Raw genomic sequence first — 16,713 nt, forward strand, 5'->3', positions numbered from 1 at the left:
TTAAGGTTCGAAGGGCCGACGCTGGAACTGATCGTGGCCGCACTTCGGACAGCGCGGTAGCACATCCGGGGTATATACCGCCAGGTGATAGTGGCACTTCTCGCAGACCAGATTACCCAGACCAACCACCTCTCCGCTGTGGTACACACCGTGGTGATTCAGATCCTGAAAGACTTCGCGCCACTCGAGCTGCGTTTTGTCGGTGATATCAGCCAACTCCTGCCACAGGCTCTCTTTGATCACCCGCATAAACACGCTGTCGCTCTCGTCTTCGTGACTCTCTTCGTAGCTGCGGGCAAACTCCTCGAGATCGCGCTTCACCGCCGCAATCACCGACTCAATCTCGCTCTGTGTCAGATCGCCGGCGCGGACGATGTGGTCCCGGGCCTGCGACACCAGCGCATCGATATCGCGCTCTCCATGGCGGAGCCGTTCGCTGAGCGAGGAAACCAGTTCACGGTAATATTGAGCAACCTTGTTCATCATTTCGCCTCCGGTGTGGTTAACGTCTTCTGATAATAGACCTTATTCCTCTCCCGCTGTGTCTGGCAACCCACAGAGTCGCGAAATAATCTGCGCAGCTTTTGCCGATGTTGATGTGCGAAAAGCTGTTTTGACGGGGGCGTTTGGGCTATGCTATGCCGATCTGAAATAACACATCCATTGGCTACATTTTGTAGCTGTATTGAAAACAGGACCACTGGCTGCCATGCAAGAGCAATACCGCCCGGAAGAGATAGAATCGAAAGTCCAGCTTCACTGGGACGAAAATCGTACATTTGAAGTAACTGAAGACGAGAGCAAAGAGAAGTATTACTGCCTGTCGATGCTTCCTTATCCTTCTGGTCGACTACACATGGGTCACGTGCGTAACTACACCATCGGCGACGTGATTGCCCGCTACCAGCGCATGCTGGGCAAAAACGTTCTGCAGCCGATCGGCTGGGATGCGTTTGGTCTGCCGGCGGAAGGGGCGGCGGTGAAAAATAACACCGCGCCAGCGCCGTGGACCTACGACAATATCGCCTACATGAAAAACCAGCTCAAAATGCTGGGCTTTGGCTATGACTGGAGCCGCGAGCTGGCGACCTGCACCCCGGAATACTACCGCTGGGAGCAGAAGTTCTTCACCGAGCTGTACAAAAAAGGCCTGGTCTACAAAAAAACCTCCGCGGTGAACTGGTGCCCGAACGATCAGACCGTGCTGGCTAACGAACAGGTTATCGACGGCTGCTGCTGGCGCTGCGATACCAAAGTTGAGCGTAAAGAGATCCCGCAGTGGTTTATTAAAATCACCGCCTACGCCGATGAACTGCTCAACGATCTGGATAAGCTGGATCACTGGCCGGACACCGTGAAGACCATGCAGCGCAACTGGATCGGCCGTTCCGAAGGGGTAGAAATCTCCTTTGACGTCAACGACTACGCCGATAAGCTGACCGTCTACACCACCCGCCCGGATACCTTTATGGGCTGCACCTACCTGGCCGTCGCCGCGGGTCACCCGCTGGCGCAGCAGGCTGCGGCGAACAATCCGGCGCTGGCCGCCTTTATCGACGAGTGTCGTAACACCAAAGTGGCCGAGGCCGACATGGCGACGATGGAGAAAAAAGGCGTCGATACCGGCTTTAAAGCTATTCACCCGCTGACCGGCGAAGAAATTCCGGTTTGGGCGGCAAACTTTGTGCTGATGGAATACGGCACCGGCGCGGTCATGGCCGTTCCGGGTCACGACCAGCGCGACTATGAATTCGCCAGCAAGTACGGTCTGAACATCAAGCCGGTAATCCTGGCTGCCGACGGCTCCGAGCCGGATCTCTCCGCACAGGCGCTGACCGAGAAAGGCGTCTTGTTTAACTCCGGCGAGTTCAGCGGCCTCGATTATGAAGCCGGCTTCAACGCCATTGCCGACAAACTGGCAGCCATGGGCGTGGGCGAGCGTAAAATTAACTACCGCCTGCGCGACTGGGGTGTGTCCCGTCAGCGTTACTGGGGCGCGCCGATCCCGATGGTCACACTGGAAGACGGCACCGTGCTGCCAACGCCGGAAGATCAGCTGCCGGTGATCCTGCCGGAAGACGTGGTCATGGACGGCATCACCAGCCCGATCAAAGCCGATCCTGAGTGGGCCAAGACCACCGTTAACGGCCAGCCAGCGCTGCGCGAAACCGACACCTTTGACACCTTCATGGAATCCTCCTGGTACTATGCGCGCTACACCTGCCCGCAGTATCAGGAAGGGATGCTGGATTCAAAAGCGGCCAACTACTGGCTGCCGGTAGATATCTATATCGGTGGTATCGAACACGCCATCATGCACCTGCTCTACTTCCGCTTCTTCCACAAGCTGATGCGCGACGCGGGTATGGTGAACTCCGATGAGCCGGCGAAACAGCTGCTGTGCCAGGGTATGGTGCTGGCTGACGCGTTCTACTACGTGGGCGAAAACGGCGAACGTAACTGGGTCTCTCCGGTTGACGCTATCGTTGAGCGCGACGAGAAAGGCCGCATCGTGAAGGCCAAAGACGCGGCAGGCCACGAGCTGGTGTACACCGGCATGAGCAAGATGTCCAAGTCGAAAAACAACGGCATCGACCCGCAGGTGATGGTTGAACGCTACGGCGCAGATACCGTGCGTCTGTTCATGATGTTTGCTTCCCCGGCGGATATGACCCTCGAGTGGCAGGAATCTGGCGTTGAAGGGGCTAACCGCTTCCTGAAACGCGTCTGGAAGCTGGTCTACGAACACACCACCAAAGGGGACGTTGCGGCTCTGAACGTCGCGGCCCTCAGCGAAGATCAGAAAGCGCTGCGTCGCGATATCCACAAAACCATCGCCAAAGTCACCGACGATATCGGCCGTCGTCAGACCTTCAACACCGCTATCGCGGCGATCATGGAGCTGATGAACAAGCTGGCGAAAGCACCGCAGGAAGATGAGCAGGATCGCGCCCTGATGCAGGAAGCGCTGCTGGCCGTGGTACGTATGCTCAACCCGTTCACCCCACACGTCAGCTTCACCCTGTGGCGTGAGCTGAACGGCGAAGGTGATATCGACAACGCGCCGTGGCCGGTGGCGGATGAAAGCGCGATGGTGGAAGACAGCACTCTCGTCGTCGTCCAGGTCAATGGCAAAGTTCGTGGTAAAATTACCGTTGCGGTAGATGCAACTGAAGAGCAGGTTCGTGAGCGCGCTGGCCAGGAACATCTGGTGGCGAAATATCTCGACGGGAAAACCGTACGTAAAGTGATTTACGTTCCGGGCAAACTGCTCAATCTGGTCGTTGGCTAAGCGCGGGAGGAAGCGTGCGATATCTGGCAACAATGTTGTTATCTCTGGCGGTGCTTGTCACCGCCGGCTGTGGCTGGCATCTGCGTAGCACTACGCAGGTGCCAACCACCATGAAAACCATGATTTTCCAGTCAAGCGATCCGAACGGGCCGTTAAGCCGCGCGGTGCGTAATCAGCTGCGTCTTAATGGCGTGGAACTGATCGACGCCAGCACGCTGCGTAAGGATGTCCCTTCTCTGCGCCTCGACGGGTCGTCGATTCAGAAAGATACGGCATCGGTGTTCCAGGATGGTCGTACCGCGGAATATCAGATGGTCATGACCGTTCATGCCAGCGTTCTGATCCCGGGTCATGATATCTATCCGATTTCCACCAAGGTCTATCGTTCGTTCTTTGATAACCCGCAGGCGGCGTTAGCGAAAGACGCCGAGCAGGATATGATTATCCAGGAAATGTACGACAAAGCGGCGGAACAGCTGATTCGTAAGCTGCCAAGCGTACAGGTGGCGGATGTTGAAGCAACCCAGCAGGAAGAGAAACCGGTCGCTGGCAGCACGGCACCGGCTTCCTCGGGTAACCGCGTCTCCACCACGCTGGGTCAATGATGATTCGGTTGTACCCGGAACAGCTCCGCGCGCAGCTCACTGAAGGGCTGCGCGCGGCCTATCTGCTGCTTGGCAACGATCCCCTGCTGTTGCAGGAAAGCCAGGACGCCATTCGTGAAGCCGCTGCCGCGCAGGGCTTTACCGAACACCACACCTTCACCATAGACAATAGCACCGACTGGCAGGCGCTTTTCGCCTTAAGCCAGGCGATGAGCCTGTTTGCCAGCCGGCAAACACTGCTGTTGATCCTGCCGGAAAACGGCCCCAACGCGGCGATCAACGAACAGCTCGCCACGCTGGTCGGCCTGCTGCACGACGATTTGCTGCTGATAGTTCGCGGTAATAAGCTGACCAAAGCCCAGGAGAATGCCGCGTGGCTTACCGCCCTGGCGCAGCGGGCCGTCCAGGTCAGCTGCCAGACGCCGGAATACGCGCAGCTCCCGCGCTGGCTGGCCGCTCGGGCGAAACAGCATCAGTTGCAGCTCGACGACGCGGCCAGTCAGCTGCTGTGCTACTGTTACGAAGGTAATCTGCTGGCGCTGGCGCAGGCGCTGGAACGTCTGGCGCTCCTCTGGCCGGACGGCAAACTGACCCTGCCCCGGGTTGAGCAGGCGGTTAACGATGCCGCCCATTTTACGCCGTACCATTGGGTCGATGCGCTGCTGGCAGGCAAAAGCAAGCGCGTGCTGCACGTTCTGCAGCAGTTGCGTCTGGAAGGCTGCGAACCCGCTATTCTGCTGCGCACGCTGCAGCGGGAGCTGTTGCTGCTGGTCACCCTCAAGCGCCAGTCGGCACAGACGCCGCTGCGCTCGCTGTTTGATAAGCATCGGGTCTGGCAAAACCGTCGCCAGCTGCTCAGCGACGCCCTCGCCCGCCTGAGCGGTGAACAGCTGCGCCAGGCAGTGACGCTACTGACCCGAGCCGAACTGACCTTTAAACAGGATTACGGGCACGACGTCTGGCCCGAACTGGAAAGTCTTTCGTTGTTGCTCTGCCACAAGGCCCTGGCGGACGTTTTTATTGATGGTTGATATGACTCAGTTGCAGGCAATCTATGGCGGCACCTTCGATCCGGTGCATTACGGTCACCTCAAGCCGGTTGAGATCCTGGCGAATCAGATTGGCCTGAGTAAGGTCATCATTATGCCCAATAACGTTCCGCCGCACCGACCACAGCCGGAAGCCTCCAGCGCCCAGCGTGTGCATATGCTGGAGCTGGCGATTGCCGACAAGCCGCTGTTCACGCTCGACAAACGCGAACTACAGCGCGACACCCCTTCCTGGACGGCGCAAACCCTACAGGAGTGGCGCCAGGAACAGGGGCCAGAGAAGCCGCTGGCGTTTATCATTGGCCAGGATTCCCTGCTCACTTTCCCTACCTGGCACCATTACGAAACCATTCTCGACAATGTTCACCTTATTGTCTGCCGCCGCCCGGGTTACCCGTTGACCATGGCACAGGAAGCCGACCAGCGCTGGCTGGATCGCCATTTAACTCATGACGTAGAGTGCCTGCATAATCGCCCTGCCGGGGTCATCTACCTGGCGGAAACACCGTGGTTCGACATTTCGGCGACGATTATCCGCCAGCGACTCGAGCTGGGGGAATCCTGTGCCGAGATGCTGCCCGCCGCGGTGCTGGACTACATCCGCGAGCAGGGACTTTATTGCTGACGCCAGCAGGCTGGGCCTGACGCGAAAAACGCGCTATCGTAACGCCACGTCTCTACCGCCTGTTTGAGCATCATCATGAAATTATGGTTAGTTCGCCACGGCGAAACCGAAGCCAACGTGGCCGGATTATATAGCGGCCACGCGCCTACCTCCCTGACGCCGCGCGGCGTTGCCCAGGCGCAAGCCCTCGGCGAGCGGTTACGCGCGGTGCCTTTCGATAAAGTCATGTGTAGCGCGCTGGCGCGAACCGGGACAACGGCCGATCTGCTGCTTGGCGATCGCCATATCCCTCGTGAACACCATCCCGCGCTCAACGAAATGTTTTTTGGCGACTGGGAGATGCGTCACCATCGCGATCTCCAGCGGGAAGATGCGGAAAATTACGCCGCGTGGTGTGCTGACTGGCAGCATGCCTCCCCCACCAACGGCGAAAGCTTTCAGAATTTTGCCCGCCGCGTCAGTGATTTTATCCCAACCCTGACCGACCACCGCCATCTTGACCACCTGCTGATTGTCGGCCATCAGGGCGTCCTGAGCCTGCTGACGGCTCTGCTGTTGCAGATGCCCGCGGCGGCGATGTGGCACTTTCCCATTGAACATGGCGCCTGGAGCCAGCTCGACATCCGAGAGGATTTTACCACCCTGCGGGTATTAAATAGCCGGGCTGTCTGGCAGCCGCAGGAAGAATTCCCGTCAGACCATTGACAGGCCAGTGCAGGCTGTTATTCTCCGCTGCCAGGTAACATCCGCCGAAACGTGTTTGCAGAAATTGTTTTACAAAAATGGCGATGCAATCCCTGGCGAGGGATGGGATGATAGCCCGCCACGAACGCCTGCCGACAGACATTTCATCCGACTTTTTCATCAGTTCGGGTATACTGTCAGGCTCTTTATGATTATCAATCTTCACGCACCCAGGGGGAACACTTGCAGGGTAAAGCACTCCAGGATTTTGTTATCGACAAAATTGATGACCTGAAAGGTCAGGACATCGTTGCCATTGATGTACATGGCAAATCCAGCATCACCGATTGCATGATTATCTGCACCGGCACTTCCACACGTCACGTGATGTCCATTGCCGACCACGTGGTTCAGGAATCCCGCGCCGCCGGCATGCTGCCGCTGGGCGTTGAAGGCGAAGCTGCCGCCGACTGGATCGTCGTCGACCTCGGTGACGTGATGGTTCACGTCATGCAGGAAGAGAGCCGTCGTCTGTACGAGCTGGAAAAACTCTGGAGTTAATGCGTGAAGTTGCAGCTGGTGGCCGTGGGCACCAAAATGCCGGACTGGGTACAGACCGGCTTTAGCGAGTATTTGCGCCGTTTTCCCAAAGATATGCCGTTCGAACTGGTGGAGATCCCCGCCGGTAAGCGCGGCAAGAACGCTGATATCAAACGTATCCTCGAAAAAGAGGGCGAAATGATGTTGGCTGCTGCCGGCAAGAACCGTATCGTGACCCTGGATATTCCGGGAAAACCATGGGATACGCCGCAGCTGGCGCGCGAACTGGAACGCTGGAAACAGGACGGGCGTGACGTCAGTTTGCTGGTTGGCGGCCCGGAAGGCCTCTCTCCCGCCTGTAAAGCCGCGGCGGAACAGAGTTGGTCGCTCTCGACCCTCACCTTACCTCACCCGCTGGTGCGTGTACTGGTGGCCGAGAGTCTGTATCGGGCGTGGAGCATTACCACCAACCACCCGTACCACCGTGAGTAATGATGATCAGGGTAGACTAAGCAGCGAATGAAATTACAGAATTCTTTCCGCGACTATACGGCTGAATCCTCGCTGTTCGTGCGCCGGGCGCTGGTCGCTTTTTTGGGGATTTTGCTGCTTTCCGGCGTTCTGGTCGCCAACCTGTATAATGTGCAAATCGTTCGCTTCAACGACTATCAGACGCGCTCGAACGAAAACCGCATCAAACTGGTGCCGATCCCGCCAAGCCGCGGCATCATTTACGATCGCAACGGCACCCCGCTGGCGCTTAACCGCACCATTTATCAGCTGGAGATGATGCCGGAGAAAGTCGATAACGTGCAGCAGACGCTGGATGCGCTGCGCGACGTGGTCGATTTAACCGACGATGATATTGCCGGCTTCAAAAAGGAGCGCGCCCGCTCCCATCGCTTCACCTCAATTCCGGTAAAGGTCAACCTTAGCGAAGTGCAGGTCGCCCGCTTTGCCGTTAACCAGTACCGCTTTCCCGGCGTCGAAGTCAAAGGCTACAAGCGTCGTTACTATCCGTATAACTCAGCGCTGACCCACGTCATCGGCTACGTCTCAAAAATTAACGATAAAGACGTCGACCGCCTCGATAAAGAAGGCAAGCTGGCCAACTACGCCTCGACCCACGACATCGGCAAACTGGGTATTGAGCGTTATTATGAGGACGTCCTCCACGGTCAGACCGGCTATGAAGAGGTTGAAGTCAACAACCGCGGCCGCGTCATTCGCCAGCTTAAAGAGGTGCCGCCGCAGGCCGGACGTGATATCTATCTCACCCTCGACCTTAAGCTGCAGCAGTATATCGAAACGTTGCTGGCCGGTAGCCGCGCAGCGGTGGTGGTCACCGATCCGCGTACCGGCGCTATTCTGGCTCTGGTCTCCACCCCGAGCTATGACCCGAACCTGTTCGTCGACGGCATCTCCAGCAAAGACTATTCCGGCCTGCTCAACGATCCGAATACGCCGTTGGTAAACCGCGCGACGCAAGGGGTCTATCCACCCGCCTCGACGGTCAAACCGTATGTTGCCGTCTCGGCGCTGAGCGCCGGGGTGATCACCCGCAACACCAGCCTGTTTGACCCAGGCTGGTGGCAGTTACCCGGCTCCGATAAACGCTACCGTGACTGGAAAAAATGGGGCCACGGCCACCTGAACGTCACCAAAGCGCTGGAGGAGTCTGCGGATACCTACTTCTACCAGGTCGCCTATGACATGGGGATCGATCGCCTCTCCGAGTGGATGAGCAAGTTCGGCTACGGCCACTACACCGGTATCGATCTCTCCGAAGAACGTTCGGGCAACATGCCAACCCGCGAATGGAAGCTCAAACGCTTTAAGAAACCCTGGTACCAGGGGGATACCATTCCGGTGGGCATCGGCCAGGGCTACTGGACCGCCACGCCGATTCAGATGAACAAAGCGCTGATGATCCTGATTAACGACGGGGTCGTCAAAGTGCCGCACCTGCTGCAAAGCACCGTGGAAGACGGCAAGCCCGTCCCGTGGGTCCAGCCGCATGAGCCGCCGGTGGGCGACATCCATTCCGGCTACTGGGAAATTGCCAAAGACGGCATGTTCGGCGTGGCCAACCGCGGCAATGGTACTGCGCACAAATACTTCGCCAGCGCGCCGTATAAAATCGCGGCCAAGTCCGGTACCGCCCAGGTGTTCGGCCTCAAGGCTAACGAAACCTATAACGCGCACCGAATTTCTGAACGTCTGCGTGACCATAAACTGATGACGGCGTTTGCGCCTTATAACAACCCTCAGGTTGCCGTGGCGATGATCCTGGAAAACGGCGGCGCCGGCCCGGCGGTCGGTACGATTATGCGCCAAATCCTCGATCACATTATGCTGGGCGATAACAACACCACGCTGCCAAGCGAAAACCCGGCGGTAACCGCAGGGGAGGATCAATAATGACGGATAATCCGAATAAAAAATCGCTGTGGGATAAAATCCATCTTGACCCCACCATGGTGCTGATCCTGCTGGCGCTGCTCACCTATAGTGCGCTGGTTATCTGGAGCGCCAGCGGTCAGGATGTCGGCATGATGGAGCGTAAAATCGGCCAGATCGCCATGGGCGTGGTGATCATGATCGTTATGGCGCAGATCCCACCGCGGGTCTACGAAGGCTGGGCGCCCTATCTCTACATTTTCTGTATTATTTTGCTGGTGGCCGTCGACGCCTTCGGCGCCATCTCGAAAGGGGCGCAGCGCTGGCTGGATCTCGGTATCGTTCGTTTTCAGCCGTCGGAGATAGCCAAAATTGCCGTGCCGCTAATGGTGGCGCGCTTTATTAACCGCGACGTCTGTCCGCCGTCGCTGAAGAACACCGCCATTGCCCTGGTGCTGATCTTCCTGCCGACCCTGCTGGTGGCGGCGCAGCCCGACCTGGGAACCTCGATCCTGATCGCCCTCTCCGGGCTGTTTGTGCTGTTCCTTTCCGGCCTGAGCTGGCGTCTTATCGGGATTGCCGTGGTGCTGGTTGCCGCCTTTATTCCAATCCTGTGGTTCTTCCTGATGCACGACTATCAGCGCCAGCGCGTGATGATGCTCCTCGATCCGGAAACCGACCCGCTGGGCGCCGGCTATCATATTATTCAGTCTAAAATTGCCATTGGCTCTGGCGGCCTGCGCGGCAAAGGCTGGCTGCATGGCACCCAGTCGCAGCTGGAGTTCCTGCCGGAACGTCACACCGACTTTATCTTCGCCGTGCTGGCCGAAGAGCTGGGCCTGATTGGCGTACTGATCCTGCTGGCGCTCTATATTCTGCTGATCATGCGCGGACTGTGGATCGCCGCCCAGGCGCAAACCACCTTTGGCCGGGTCATGGCCGGTGGTTTAATGTTGATTTTATTCGTTTATGTCTTCGTAAATATTGGTATGGTGAGTGGTATTTTACCGGTGGTGGGCGTACCGTTGCCGCTGGTGAGCTACGGGGGCTCCGCCCTGATCGTATTGATGGCCGGGTTTGGTATCGTGATGTCGATCCATACCCACAGAAAAATGTTGTCGAAAAGCGTTTAAAGGGGTTCGCAATGCGTAAGCAATGGCTGGGGATCTGCATAGCAGCGGGGCTGCTGGCGGCATGTTCGAGTGATGACGTGCAACAAAAAACGGTCAGTACTCCACAGCCGGCCGTCTGTAATGGCCCGACGGTTGAGATCAGCGGCGCCGATCCGCAGTATGAAACGCCGAACGCCACGGCCAATCAGGACTATGAGCGCGACGGTAAAAGCTACAAAATCGTCCAGGATCCGGCAAACTTTACTCAGGCCGGTTTCGCGGCGATCTACGACGCTGAGCCCAACAGTAACCTGACCGCCAGCGGCGAAACCTTCGATCCAACCCAGTTGACCGCGGCGCACCCGACGCTGCCGATCCCGAGCTATGCGCGGATCACCAATCTCGCTAACGGACGCATGATCGTCGTGCGAATTAACGATCGTGGCCCGTATGGCAACGATCGGGTCATCTCGCTCTCCCGCGCGTCCGCAGACCGCCTGAATACCTCAAACAACACCAAGGTGCGCATCGACCCCATCATCGTCGCGCCTGACGGTTCACTTTCCGGTCCGGGAATGGCCTGCACCACGGTCGCCAAACAGACTTACGCCCTGCCCGCCCGGCCGAATCTGGACGGCGGAGACGCCACAGGGATGAGCCAGCCTGCGCCCACCGACGTTCGCCCGATCAGCAACAGCACGCTGAAGCCGGAAGACAGCGTCGGCGCACCGGTGAACAGCGGTGGTTTCCTCGGCGCGCCGACGCCGCTTAACAGCGGCGTGCTGGAAAGTAGCGAACCGGCGGCTGCAGCGTCAGCTGCCGGCACAACCCCTGCAGCGCCGGTCACCGCACCGGGATCTATTCAAGGTAGCGTTGCCCCCGCAGCGGCCGCAGGCGCCGTTGCCGCCTCCTCTTCCGCCACCTCCAGCGCCAGCGGTAATTTTGTCGTCCAGGTTGGCGCAGTGAGCGACCAGGCGCGGGCGCAGCAGTATCAGCAGCGCCTGAGCCAGCAGTTCTCCGTGCCGGGGCGCGTCACGCAAAACGGCGCGGTATGGCGTATTCAGCTGGGCCCGTTTGCGGATAAAGCACAGGCCAGCGCCGTTCAGCAGCGCCTGCAAAGCGAAGCGCAGCTGCAGTCCTTTATTACTCGCGCCAACTAAACGCCGCGGGCCGCCCGTTCACCATGCGCATGTAAAAGTCATTAACAAACTCATGCGCAATGTCGGATGCTGGCCCGCAGAGCATTTGCTATAGTAAGGCACTTTTTTTAACTCCATCACGGATGCCGTTGTTCTGACCATGAAGACCTCTTTCACCGCTCGTTTACTCATCACGGCGCTCTCCGTTGCAGCGCTCTCCTCCGCTGCCCGCGCCGATGACCTGAATATCAAAACGATGATCCCAGGCGCCCCGCAGATTGACGCCGAATCCTGGATCCTTATCGATTACAACTCTGGCAAGGTGCTGGCAGAAAATAACGCCGACTCCCGCCGCGACCCGGCCAGTCTGACCAAAATGATGACCAGCTATGTTATCGGTCAGGCGATGAAAGCGGGCAAATTCAAAGAGTCCGATCTGGTCACCGTGGGCAACGATGCCTGGGCCACCGGCAACCCGGTCTTCAAAGGCTCTTCCCTGATGTTCCTCAAACCAGGCATGCAGGTGCCGGTTTCGCAGCTGATCCGCGGTATCAACCTGCAGTCCGGGAATGATGCCTGCGTGGCGATGGCCGATTATGTCGCCGGCAGCCAGGACGCCTTCGTCAGCCTGATGAACAACTACGTGAACGCCCTGGGCCTGAAAAATACCCATTTCCAGACCGTACACGGCCTTGATGCCGACGGGCAGTACAGCTCGGCGCGCGACATGGCGTTGATTGGTCAGGCGCTGATCCGCGATGTTCCGAACGAGTACTCCATCTATCGTGAGAAAGAGTTCACCTTTAACGGTATTCGCCAGCTGAACCGTAACGGCCTGCTGTGGGATAACAGCCTGAACGTTGACGGCATCAAAACCGGCCATACCGACAAAGCGGGCTACAACCTCGTCGCCTCTGCCACCGAAGGCCAGATGCGTCTTATCTCAGCGGTCATGGGCGGGCGTACTTTCAAAGGCCGTGAGTCGGAAAGCAAAAAACTGCTGACCTGGGGCTTCCGCTTCTTTGAAACCGTCAACCCGATTAAAGCCGGCAAAGAGTTTGCGTCCGAACCCGCCTGGTTCGGCGACAGCGACCGCGCCTCACTGGGGGTGGATAAAGATGTCTACCTGACTATTCCGCGCGGCCGGATGAAAGATCTGAAAGCCAGCTATGTGCTGAATAACACTGAACTCCACGCCCCGCTGCAGAAAAACCAGGTGGTAGGCACTATCAATTTCCAGCTGGATGGTAAAATCATCGATCAGCGTCCGCTGGTAGTGCTGCAGGAAATTCCGGAAGGGAATTTCTTCGGCAAAATTATTGATTACATTAAATTAATGTTCCACCACTGGTTTGGTTAAAAATTGAACACTTGAAAGTGTGATTTCCATCCCCATATACTATTCATCCAAGTAACTGATAACTCCCGCCCTTGGTGGGAGTTATTATTTTGTCGTCACACCGGAGCTGACATGAAAACCAAACTTAACGAACTGCTTGAATTCCCTACGCCATTTACTTACAAAGTAATGGGGCAGGCGTTGCCTGAGCTGGTTGATCAGGTGGTGGAAGTGGTACAGCGCCATGCGCCTGGTGATTACTCGCCGTCAGTAAAACCGAGCAGCAAAGGTAACTACCACTCGGTCTCCATCACCATCAACGCCACCCACATTGAACAAGTGGAAACCCTGTACGAAGAGTTAGGTAATATCGAAATCGTACGGATGGTGCTGTAATCTTTTCCCTGACCCGGCCGTCGTGCCGGGTCCTCTCATTCCCTTCTTCACGGCTGTGATATACTCCCCGACCTGAGTTCTCTCTTCCCGGCGGAGATGTTGTTTTGCAGCACAATAAAATTCTTATCCGGCAGCTTGGCCTGCAACCTTACGAACCCGTCTCGCAGGCGATGCATGAATTCACCGACGCTCGCGATGAAAACACCCTCGACGAGATCTGGCTGGTGGAACATCACCCTGTCTTCACGCAGGGCCAGGCCGGAAAAGCAGAACATGTCCTGGTTCCTGGCGATATTCCGGTGATCCAGAGCGATCGCGGCGGCCAGGTAACCTATCACGGTCCAGGACAGCAGGTGATGTACGTGCTGTTGAATCTTAAACGCCGCAAGCTCGGCGTGCGCGAGCTGGTGACCCTGCTGGAACAAACGGTCGTCAACACCCTGGCCGAATATGGTATCGACTCCCACCCTCGCGCCGATGCCCCAGGCGTTTACGTCGGTGAACGCAAAATATGCTCTCTGGGACTGAGGATCCGCAAAGGCTGTTCTTTCCACGGCCTGGCGCTCAATATCGCGATGGATCTGACACCGTTTCTGCGCATCAATCCCTGCGGCTACGCGGGTATGGAGATGACGCAAATGCGCCAGTGGCAGCCAGCAGCATCGCCTGAAAAAGTCGCCCCACGGCTGGTCGCCAATCTGCTGGCGCTGCTGAATAACCCGCCTTACGAATACCTCGCTCAGGAATAAGAACGGATCTAAGCCCCGCACACGGCGGGGCACGAGATCCAAAATCGCGATTAACTCGCTATTTTTGCAATCAATTGTCACGCACGGCAACGCGGCAGGCCGCTATACTTGGCCTATCACTCTCAACCGGACTTATCGCGTGCCAGAGAATACGCCTCCGTCAGAATCCCCTGAACGACAGGATGAACGTTACGATCGTCAGATGTTTCGCATCCTGCGCAATATTGACCTCAATCTGTTGACTATCTTCGAAGCCGTTTACGTACATAAGGGCATCGTTAATGCCGCGAAGATACTGAATATCACGCCATCGGCCATTAGCCAGTCCATTAATAAACTGCGCGCGCTATTCCCCGATCCGCTGTTTATTCGCAAAGGACAAGGGGTGACGCCCACTGCCTATGCCACCCATCTTCATCAATATATCAGCCGCGGCATGGAGGCTTTCCTCAGCGCACTGGATATTACCGGTAGTTCACACCAACAGCGGGTGATTACCGTCGCCACCACGCCCTCCATGGGGGCGCTGCTGATGCCGACCATCGCCAGCGCGTTGAAACCGGCTTTTCCGCAGATCCTGTTGCACAATATCGCCATTACAGACGCCGCACGCCAACTCGACCAGCGCCAGGTCGATCTGCTTATTGATACCCACCTGCACAGCGGCCAGGCGATAAGCCATCATGTGCTGTACCAGGATCGGGTGCAGATGTACTGCCGCTCCGGGCATCCTGCTCTGCACACTCCGCAGGATGAAACCACTCTCAGCCAGTATGAGTTCGCGCTCCTGCTCCCGGAAGGCCAGCGTTACCCCACTCTGCACCGCCGGTTACAGGAAGAGATGGGCGAGCGACGCTGCGGTTTCAGCACCTTCAACCTGCTGACCCAGGCCGCGATGATTGCCCAGAGCGACATGCTGGGGCTGACCACCGAGCGCCTGTTCACTACGGTATCCCGGCTCTGGCCGCTGCAGATTCTCGATTACCCCTCTCTGCAGGACGAAAAAATTGATGTCGCGCTGCTTTACAATAAACAGAGCGGGAAAGAGCCACTGCTGAAAGAGATCATCGAGACCGTGCTCCAGGCGTTCAGAGCATAGGGCACGGAAGGGAAAAGAATAAAACAACAACTATTTTACAATTTGCCGGGCAGGCAGGCTGCTTTCTGCCCCTTTTCAATGGTATACTGCCTGCTCTTGATTCAAAAATAGTTGATAATTGCAACATTTCATTGAATTAATTCGCTTTCCTTCGTGACTCGCAACTGGAACACGCACGCTATGAGTAAACCCATTGTGATGGAACGCGGTGTTAAGTACCGCGACGCCGATAAAATGGCCCTTATCCCGGTGAAAAACGTGGCAACTGAGCGTGAAGCTCTGCTCAGAAAACCGGAATGGATGAAAATCAAACTTCCGGCAGACTCGTCCCGTATCCAGGGAATCAAAGCAGCGATGCGTAAGAATGGCCTGCACTCCGTGTGCGAAGAGGCCTCCTGCCCGAACCTTGCAGAATGCTTCAACCACGGAACCGCGACCTTTATGATCCTCGGCGCGATCTGTACTCGCCGTTGCCCGTTCTGCGACGTCGCGCATGGACGGCCGGTCGCGCCAGATGCGAACGAGCCACTGAAGCTGGCGCAAACCATCGCCGATATGGGTCTGCGCTACGTCGTGGTCACCTCGGTAGACCGTGACGACCTGCGCGATGGCGGTGCCCAGCATTTTGCCGACTGCATCAGCGCCATTCGCGAGAAAAACCCGTCGATTAAGATAGAAACGCTGGTCCCGGATTTCCGCGGCCGTATGGATCGCGCCCTTGATATTCTGACGGTGACCCCGCCAGACGTCTTTAACCACAACCTCGAAAACGTGCCGCGTCTCTATCGGCAGGTACGTCCGGGCGCGGATTATAACTGGTCGCTGAAGCTGCTGGAGCGTTTTAAAGAAGCGCACCCGGAAATCCCGACGAAATCCGGCCTGATGGTCGGTCTGGGTGAGACCAACGATGAAATCATTGAGGTGATGCGCGATCTGCGTCGTCATGGCGTCACCATGCTGACGTTAGGTCAATATCTGCAGCCGAGCCGTCACCACCTGCCGGTACAGCGCTACGTCAGCCCGGAAGAGTTCGAAGAGATGAAAGCAGAAGCAATGGCGATGGGCTTCACCCACGCCGCCTGCGGCCCCTTCGTTCGCTCTTCCTACCATGCCGACCTGCAGGCTAAAGGGATGGAAGTTAAATAATTCCCCCCTCTCCTGTGCCGCTGCGTCCTTCCGGCGTAGCGGCCGCTTACCGCGTCACTTGCTCCTTGCGCCAGTAACAGTTGGTTGCATCTTTCCCGCGCGGCGTCGCCAAAAATGACAAAGGCCGCAACGATAAACGTCGCGGCCCCTTCGCCGTCCAGCCAGTCTCCATCCGGGAGCGTCTGGTCAATTACTCTTTATGAGAGAGCTTCTGCGCCGGCGCTTCTTCTTCCGCGGTGGTCTTCTTCGCGCTATCGTCATCCTCGTTCATGGCTTTTTTAAAGCCCTTGATAGCCGAACCCAGGTCGCCGCCCAGCGTACGTAATTTCTTGGTACCAAACACTAAGATAATCAGTGCTGCGACTACCAGCAGTTTGGTAATACTAATCTCACCCATAGCTAACCTTCTTCTCTATACAAGCTGCGAATACGCCATCATACACGCATTTATCCGTCATATTGTAATCCACCTGTGCGTGGGCTGCGTGATGAAGCCCATGGCCTCCCCTACAAGGAGTTTGCGCAGGGGTGTCCGTCC

General features: G+C 57.2%; 17 protein-coding genes. 15 read left to right on the forward strand and 2 right to left on the reverse strand.

Annotated elements, in window-relative coordinates:
* Positions 1-483: a zinc ribbon-containing protein gene (locus B8P98_RS20310; RefSeq protein WP_025711861.1), complete on the reverse strand. Its 483-nt coding sequence runs from the start codon at positions 481-483 to the stop codon at positions 1-3.
* 226 nt (positions 484-709) lie between these two features.
* Between B8P98_RS20310 and leuS the strand changes: the two genes are divergently transcribed.
* The 15 genes from leuS to lipA all read left to right on the forward strand — a co-directional run bounded on the left by leuS (position 710) and on the right by lipA (position 16,175).
* The gene (leuS, locus tag B8P98_RS20315; protein WP_095033372.1) at positions 710-3,292 is read left to right on the forward strand and encodes a leucine--tRNA ligase; all 2,583 of its coding nucleotides are present in this window, start codon (positions 710-712) and stop codon (positions 3,290-3,292) included.
* A 14-nt stretch (positions 3,293-3,306) separates the two neighbouring features.
* The gene (gene lptE / locus B8P98_RS20320; protein WP_025711863.1) at positions 3,307-3,897 is read left to right on the forward strand and encodes an LPS assembly lipoprotein LptE; all 591 of its coding nucleotides are present in this window, start codon (positions 3,307-3,309) and stop codon (positions 3,895-3,897) included.
* Positions 3,897-4,928 carry a DNA polymerase III subunit delta gene (gene holA, locus B8P98_RS20325; RefSeq protein WP_025711864.1) on the forward strand — a complete coding sequence of 344 codons (1,032 nt, stop codon included), beginning with the start codon at positions 3,897-3,899 and terminating at the stop codon, positions 4,926-4,928. The genes lptE and holA overlap by 1 nt, the downstream gene beginning before the upstream one ends.
* Positions 4,921-5,571, forward strand: a complete 651-nt coding sequence (gene nadD / locus B8P98_RS20330) for a nicotinate-nucleotide adenylyltransferase (protein WP_080897282.1) — start codon at positions 4,921-4,923, stop codon at positions 5,569-5,571. The genes holA and nadD overlap by 8 nt, the downstream gene beginning before the upstream one ends.
* A 75-nt stretch (positions 5,572-5,646) precedes the next feature.
* On the forward strand, positions 5,647-6,276 hold the full coding sequence (locus tag B8P98_RS20335; protein WP_025711866.1) for an adenosylcobalamin/alpha-ribazole phosphatase: 630 nt from the start codon (positions 5,647-5,649) through the stop codon (positions 6,274-6,276).
* Between the two features lie 222 nt (positions 6,277-6,498).
* A complete protein-coding gene (gene rsfS / locus B8P98_RS20345; protein WP_002894623.1) occupies positions 6,499-6,816 on the forward strand; it encodes a ribosome silencing factor in 318 nt (105 codons plus the stop codon).
* A gap of 3 nt (positions 6,817-6,819) precedes the next feature.
* Positions 6,820-7,287 carry a 23S rRNA (pseudouridine(1915)-N(3))-methyltransferase RlmH gene (gene rlmH / locus B8P98_RS20350; protein ID WP_002894620.1) on the forward strand — a complete coding sequence of 156 codons (468 nt, stop codon included), beginning with the start codon at positions 6,820-6,822 and terminating at the stop codon, positions 7,285-7,287.
* A gap of 27 nt (positions 7,288-7,314) precedes the next feature.
* On the forward strand, positions 7,315-9,216 hold the full coding sequence (gene mrdA / locus B8P98_RS20355) for a peptidoglycan DD-transpeptidase MrdA (RefSeq protein WP_080897283.1): 1,902 nt from the start codon (positions 7,315-7,317) through the stop codon (positions 9,214-9,216).
* Positions 9,216-10,328 carry a peptidoglycan glycosyltransferase MrdB gene (gene mrdB / locus B8P98_RS20360; RefSeq protein ID WP_025714336.1) on the forward strand — a complete coding sequence of 371 codons (1,113 nt, stop codon included), beginning with the start codon at positions 9,216-9,218 and terminating at the stop codon, positions 10,326-10,328. Before mrdA ends, mrdB begins: the two co-directional genes overlap by 1 nt.
* Before the next feature lie 11 nt (positions 10,329-10,339).
* Complete coding sequence (gene rlpA / locus B8P98_RS20365; RefSeq protein WP_025714337.1) at positions 10,340-11,467, forward strand: endolytic peptidoglycan transglycosylase RlpA; 1,128 nt, start codon at positions 10,340-10,342, stop codon at positions 11,465-11,467.
* Between the two features lie 139 nt (positions 11,468-11,606).
* Positions 11,607-12,806, forward strand: coding sequence for a D-alanyl-D-alanine carboxypeptidase DacA (dacA, locus tag B8P98_RS20370; RefSeq protein ID WP_025714338.1), 1,200 nt, complete (start codon positions 11,607-11,609; stop codon positions 12,804-12,806).
* A 111-nt stretch (positions 12,807-12,917) separates the two neighbouring features.
* On the forward strand, positions 12,918-13,181 hold the full coding sequence (gene ybeD, locus B8P98_RS20375) for a DUF493 family protein YbeD (RefSeq protein WP_025714339.1): 264 nt from the start codon (positions 12,918-12,920) through the stop codon (positions 13,179-13,181).
* A gap of 104 nt (positions 13,182-13,285) precedes the next feature.
* Positions 13,286-13,930, forward strand: coding sequence for a lipoyl(octanoyl) transferase LipB (gene lipB, locus B8P98_RS20380; protein WP_025714340.1), 645 nt, complete (start codon positions 13,286-13,288; stop codon positions 13,928-13,930).
* Positions 13,931-14,132: 202 nt separating this feature from the next.
* Positions 14,133-15,029: a YbeF family transcriptional regulator gene (locus B8P98_RS20385; protein ID WP_025714341.1), complete on the forward strand. Its 897-nt coding sequence runs from the start codon at positions 14,133-14,135 to the stop codon at positions 15,027-15,029.
* Positions 15,030-15,209: 180 nt separating this feature from the next.
* Positions 15,210-16,175 carry a lipoyl synthase gene (lipA, locus tag B8P98_RS20390; RefSeq protein WP_025714342.1) on the forward strand — a complete coding sequence of 322 codons (966 nt, stop codon included), beginning with the start codon at positions 15,210-15,212 and terminating at the stop codon, positions 16,173-16,175.
* Between the two features lie 190 nt (positions 16,176-16,365).
* Here the strand turns inward: lipA and tatE are convergent, their stop codons facing one another.
* Complete coding sequence (gene tatE, locus B8P98_RS20395; RefSeq protein WP_002894464.1) at positions 16,366-16,572, reverse strand: twin-arginine translocase subunit TatE; 207 nt, start codon at positions 16,570-16,572, stop codon at positions 16,366-16,368.
* Positions 16,573-16,713: the final 141 nt, after the last annotated feature.

The sequence above is a fragment of the Klebsiella quasivariicola genome (genome assembly GCF_002269255.1).
GTDB lineage: Bacteria > Pseudomonadota > Gammaproteobacteria > Enterobacterales > Enterobacteriaceae > Klebsiella > Klebsiella quasivariicola.